The sequence below is a fragment of the Rhodanobacter thiooxydans LCS2 genome, assembly GCF_000264375.1.
Classification (GTDB): domain Bacteria; phylum Pseudomonadota; class Gammaproteobacteria; order Xanthomonadales; family Rhodanobacteraceae; genus Rhodanobacter; species Rhodanobacter thiooxydans.
Window position 1 is genome coordinate 1 of the sequence record NZ_AJXW01000091.1, and the last position, 4511, is coordinate 4511.

Here is a 4511-nt window from a genome sequence, read left to right on the forward strand (position 1 = left end):
GCTCGGCCAGCGCGGCGAAGTCGCGCGCCTGGACCGCGCGCTGCGCGGCCGCCAGGTCCGCCGCTGCGCCGTCCACCCACGCCGGGTAGAACGGCGACGTGCGGCGGCTGCGCTCCATGCCAGTGCCCGAGCCGACCTGCTTGCGGTGGTCCGAGGTTACCGCGACGACCACCGCCAGCGGCCATGCGGCGGCGTCGAGCAGGGGTTGCGCGACCGCGTCCGCGCCATCGTCGCGCTGGCCGGCGGCCATGCTGACGAAGCCGCCGAACAGCGAGCGCGCGGCCGATCCCGAACCCCGTCGGGCCAGCATGGACAGGGTCTGGCGGTCCAGCGCAAGGCCGAGCGCGGCATCGGCTGCCACCACCAGCGCCGCGAAGCCCGATGCCGAGGAAGCCAGTCCCGCCGCGGTGGGGAAATTGTTGCGCGTGTCGATCCGCGCGCGCTGCGCGGTGCCGGCGCGCCGCCGCAGCAGATCCAGGCAGGCGCTGGCCCGGGCCAGCGTTGCCGGGTCTTCCGCCCCGTTCAGGCGCAGCTCGTCATGCCGCAGCGACGCATCGAATTCGATCCGGGTGCGCGTCCACAGCGCGTCCAGGGTGACCGACAAGGAGCCGGTGACCGGCAGGTTCAATCTCGTGTCGCGTTTGCCCCAGTATTTGACCAGGGCGATGTTCGGCTGTGCTTGCGCGGTGGCGGCCATCGGGATTCCGTTGCGGGAGCGGCCGCGCCGCCGGCACCGGACGAGTGCGTGGGTCCGGAGCGGTCGGCAGCTGCCGCTGGCCGGCAGCACGTGGCGCGCGGGAAACCGCGGCGCGGTCGCCGCGATCCCGGCCAGCCACGACGCCGGCGTCCCACCATTGTGACGGCGACGAGCCATGCGCGACCTGATGTACATCAGGCTGCGCATGGCCGGTCTGGCACACCGCCGCGTGGGTCAGCCGAGCGTCTGCTCGTAGCGCCAGGCATCGGCGCCGTCTTCGTAGTAGTGCGCGTAGCGGCCGCTGCGGCGGAAGCCGTGGCGTTCGTACAAGCGGATCGCGGCGGCATTGTCGGTGCGTACTTCCAGTTTCAGTGCGCGCGAGCCGCGGCGCCGCGCGGCGTCGACCACCGCGGCCAGCAGCGCGGTGCCGACGCCTTGGCCGCGCGCTTCCGGCGCGGTGGCCAGCGAGTACAGCCGCGCGATGCCGCTGCCCTTGCGGAAGAACAGCACGGCGCTGCCGAGCAGCAGGTGGTGATTGGCGCTGGCCACCAGCACCAGCGCGGAATCGCTGTCCAGGTGGCGGCGGTATTGCGCGCGGCTCAACCGGTCGCCGTCGAAGCTGCGCAGTTCCAGTGCGACCAGCGCGTCGAGGTCGGTCACGACCGACCGCCGCACGCGCACGCCGGCGGCAGCCGCGGCGTCGCGGCGTTGCTGCGGAAGTGGTGGTGGCAGGGTCGGCACGCGCGGACTGTAGCAGCCGCCGCCGGCGGCGCGCGGCAGCGGTTTACCCCCGCTTCAGCGCCGCCCTTGTGCCTGGCCGGCGTGGTGCGCAAACTGCGCGCTTTGCAAGAGCCGTCACGCTAGCGCGCGGCGCCCGCCATCGCCGTATCGCCCGAGTGGTGCCATGACCCGTCTGGTCGTCGTTGTCGAAAAAGCTTCCGACTGGAGTTCGTACTACCCGTCGGTCGACGTGATGAGCGCGATGGACTACCTGCGCACGCCGGTCGGCGGGGACGACGAACGCACCCACGTGATCAACCTGTGCCGCAGCTACAAGTACCTGGGCACCGGCTATTACGTCTCGCTGCTGGCCGAGGCGCGCGGGCACAAGGTGATGCCGTCAGTGCGCACGGTGAACGACCTGCGCCGGCGCTCGCTGTACGGCCTGGACATCGACGACCTCAACCAGAAGCTCACCCACTTCCTGCCGGCCGGCGGCCGCGACACCACCGACTTCGGCACCCTGGTCTACTTTGGCGAGACGGCTTACCCGGCGCTGCAGGACCTGGCCCGGCAGGTGTTCGAAATGTTCCCCTGCCCGCTGCTGCGCATCGAGTTCGAGCGCGACCGCGTGTGGCAGGTCAGCTCGATCAAGCCGGTCGGCCTGCATACCCTGGTCGACGCGCAGGAGGATGCGTTCGCCGAGGAGCTCGACCGCTTCTCGCGCAAGTTGTGGCGCAAACCACGCGCGCGACGCCAGTACCGCTACGACCTGGCGATGCTGGTCGACCCGCAGGAGCAGATGCCGCCGTCGAACAAGAAGGCGCTGAAGGCGTTCGTGGCCGCCGGCAGGGAACTCGGCATCGAGGTCGACCCGATCGGCAAGAATGACTACCAGCGGCTGGCTGAATACGACGGCCTGTTCATTCGCGAGACCACCGCGTCCGACAACCACACCTACCGCTTCGCCCACCGCGCCGAGAAGGAAGGCATGGTGGTGATCGACGACCCCAGCTCGATCCTGCGCTGCACCAACAAGATCTACCTCAACGACCTGATGGTCTCGCGCAAGCTGGCGGTGCCGCGTACCGAGATCCTCTACCGCGACGACAGCAAGGGCATGAAGGAAGTGGTGGCCCGGCTCGGCTTCCCGCTGGTGCTGAAGATCCCGGACGGCTCGTTCTCGCGCGGCGTGGTCAAGGTCGAGGACGAGGAGGCGCTGGCGCACGCGGCCAGCGGCCTGTTCCAGCACAGCGCGCTGCTGCTGGCGCAGGAATACGTCTACACCGAGTTCGACTGGCGCATCGGCGTGCTCAACCGCCAGCCGATCTACGCCTGCAAGTACTACATGTCGCGCGGCCACTGGCAGATCTACAACCACGGCGCCAAGGGCACGGCAAAATCCGGCGGCTTCGAGACCATCGCGCTGAAGGACGCGCCGCCTGCGGTGGTCAAGCTGGCGCTGAAGGCGACCCAGCCGATCGGCGACGGCCTCTATGGCGTCGACCTGAAGCAGGTCGGCAACAAGCCGGTGGTGATCGAGGTGAACGACAACCCCTCGATCGACGCCGGCGTCGAGGACGCTTACCTTGGCGAGGAGTTGTATCTGCGCGTCATGCGGGAGTTCCTGCGCCGGATGGAGCGCAAGCGCCAGGGCGACACCGCCGACTGACGTTGATTCGCTCCCTCCCCTGCAACGCGGGGGAGGGTCGGGGTGGGGCGCTCCTAATGCCAGACCGCGCTACGGACCATGCGCCGCCGCGGCCGGCACAGCGCCAGCAGCTGCCGCGGCAGCGAGGGCTCCAGCGCCAGCAGCACGACCAGTGGCGCGCCGAGCAGCCAGAACGCCGGCGTCCAGCCGAGCAAGTCGGTATGTGCCGGCACCAGCGTGCTCAGCAGCAACGCGCCGCCGCCCAGCAGCCACAGCAGGGCGACGCCGAGCAGGCGCAGGTGGCGGTCGGATGGCAAGGCTTGCGTACGTATGGCGGTCGTCTCGTCGGGGTGGGCAAGCGCAGGCTGGCGCGCGCCCATCTCACCGGCTGCGACCCCTTTGCGCGAGCCCCCACGTAGAATGGCCGCCAGCCATCACCGGGAAATCCTCATGCCAGTCGCCCAGTTCGCCGTGTTCGGCCATCCGATCAGCCACTCGCTGTCGCCGACCATCCACCAGGCGTTCGCGCGGCAGTTCGGCATCGAGCTGGAGTACCGCGCGGTCGACGTGGGGCCGGCCGATTTCGCCGCGGTGGTGCACCGCTTCTTCGCCGACGGCGGCCGCGGTGCCAACGTCACCCTGCCGCACAAGGCTGCGGCGTTTGCGCTGGCCGCGCAGCGCAGCGTGACGGCTACTCGCGCCGGCAGCGCGAATGTGCTGACTCCGCTGGCCGCCGGCCGGCTGGCGGCGCACAACACCGATGGCGATGGCCTGGTGCGCGACCTCACCGAACGCCACGACCTGGACCTGCGCGGCCACACCGCACTACTGCTGGGCGCCGGCGGTGCCGCGCACGGCGTGGCGTGGAACCTGCTGGACGCCGGCGTGGAGACGTTGACCATCGTCAACCGTTCGCCTGCGGCGGCCGACGCGCTGGCCGACGCGATCGGCGACCCGGCGCGGGCGCATACGCGTTACTGGGGAGACCTCGCCGACATCGGCAGCTACGACCTGATCGTCAACGCCACCTCAGCCGGCGTACTGGGCGTGGCGCTGCAGTTGCCGCCCTCGCTGGTCGGTGCGCGCGCGCTGTGCTACGACCTTTCCTATGGCCCGGCTGCCAGCAGCTTCCTGAGCTGGGCGAAAACCGCGGGTGCGCTCTACGCGGTCGACGGCCTCGGCATGCTGGTGGAAACCGCCGCCGACGCGTTCGAGTTGTGGCATGGCCAGCGCCCGGACACCGAGTCGGTGTACCAGTCGCTACGCCAGCAGGGCACGTTAGCGCATTCGCCTGAGAGGTTGTGATTTTTTCAACCTCTCAGGTCGGCCAGGGCGAGGGGCATGGCGAGGGCATGGATGCCCGAGTTGAGGCAACGCAGGAGCGGTTGCCCGATGGCCGAACATGAAACAGTCACGCAAGCGACTGTTTCATGTGAGCGAGTC

Annotated in this window: 5 protein-coding genes; 2 read left to right on the forward strand and 3 right to left on the reverse strand. The window is 69.9% G+C overall.

The window, feature by feature from the left end; all coding sequences use genetic code 11:
* The coding region (mvaD, locus tag UUA_RS15900) for a diphosphomevalonate decarboxylase (RefSeq protein WP_008438703.1) at positions 1 to 697 on the reverse strand (697 nt) is incomplete at its 3' end.
* 234 nt (positions 698 to 931) lie between these two features.
* On the reverse strand, positions 932 to 1438 hold the full coding sequence (locus UUA_RS15905; RefSeq protein WP_008438708.1) for a GNAT family N-acetyltransferase: 507 nt from the start codon (positions 1436 to 1438) through the stop codon (positions 932 to 934).
* 163 nt (positions 1439 to 1601) lie between these two features.
* Between UUA_RS15905 and UUA_RS15910 the strand changes: the two genes are divergently transcribed.
* A complete protein-coding gene (locus tag UUA_RS15910; RefSeq protein ID WP_008438709.1) occupies positions 1602 to 3089 on the forward strand; it encodes a RimK family alpha-L-glutamate ligase in 1488 nt (495 codons plus the stop codon).
* A gap of 53 nt (positions 3090 to 3142) precedes the next feature.
* On the opposite strand, the gene UUA_RS15915 is transcribed toward UUA_RS15910, so the two are convergent.
* Positions 3143 to 3385, reverse strand: a complete 243-nt coding sequence (locus tag UUA_RS15915; RefSeq protein ID WP_235605906.1) for a hypothetical protein — start codon at positions 3383 to 3385, stop codon at positions 3143 to 3145.
* 133 nt (positions 3386 to 3518) lie between these two features.
* Here UUA_RS15915 and aroE point away from each other — a divergent pair, with 133 nt between their 5' ends.
* Positions 3519 to 4373, forward strand: a complete 855-nt coding sequence (gene aroE / locus UUA_RS15920; protein WP_008438712.1) for a shikimate dehydrogenase — start codon at positions 3519 to 3521, stop codon at positions 4371 to 4373.
* Positions 4374 to 4511 lie beyond the last annotated feature (138 nt).

What these genes read in the sequence shown, in the direction of transcription:
- UUA_RS15910 (WP_008438709.1), top strand. Translation starts at nt 1,602, where the DNA reads ATGACCCGTCTGGTCGTCGTTGTCGAAAAAGCTTCCGACTGGAGTTCG.
- aroE (WP_008438712.1), top strand. Translation starts at nt 3,519, where the DNA reads ATGCCAGTCGCCCAGTTCGCCGTGTTCGGCCATCCGATCAGCCACTCG.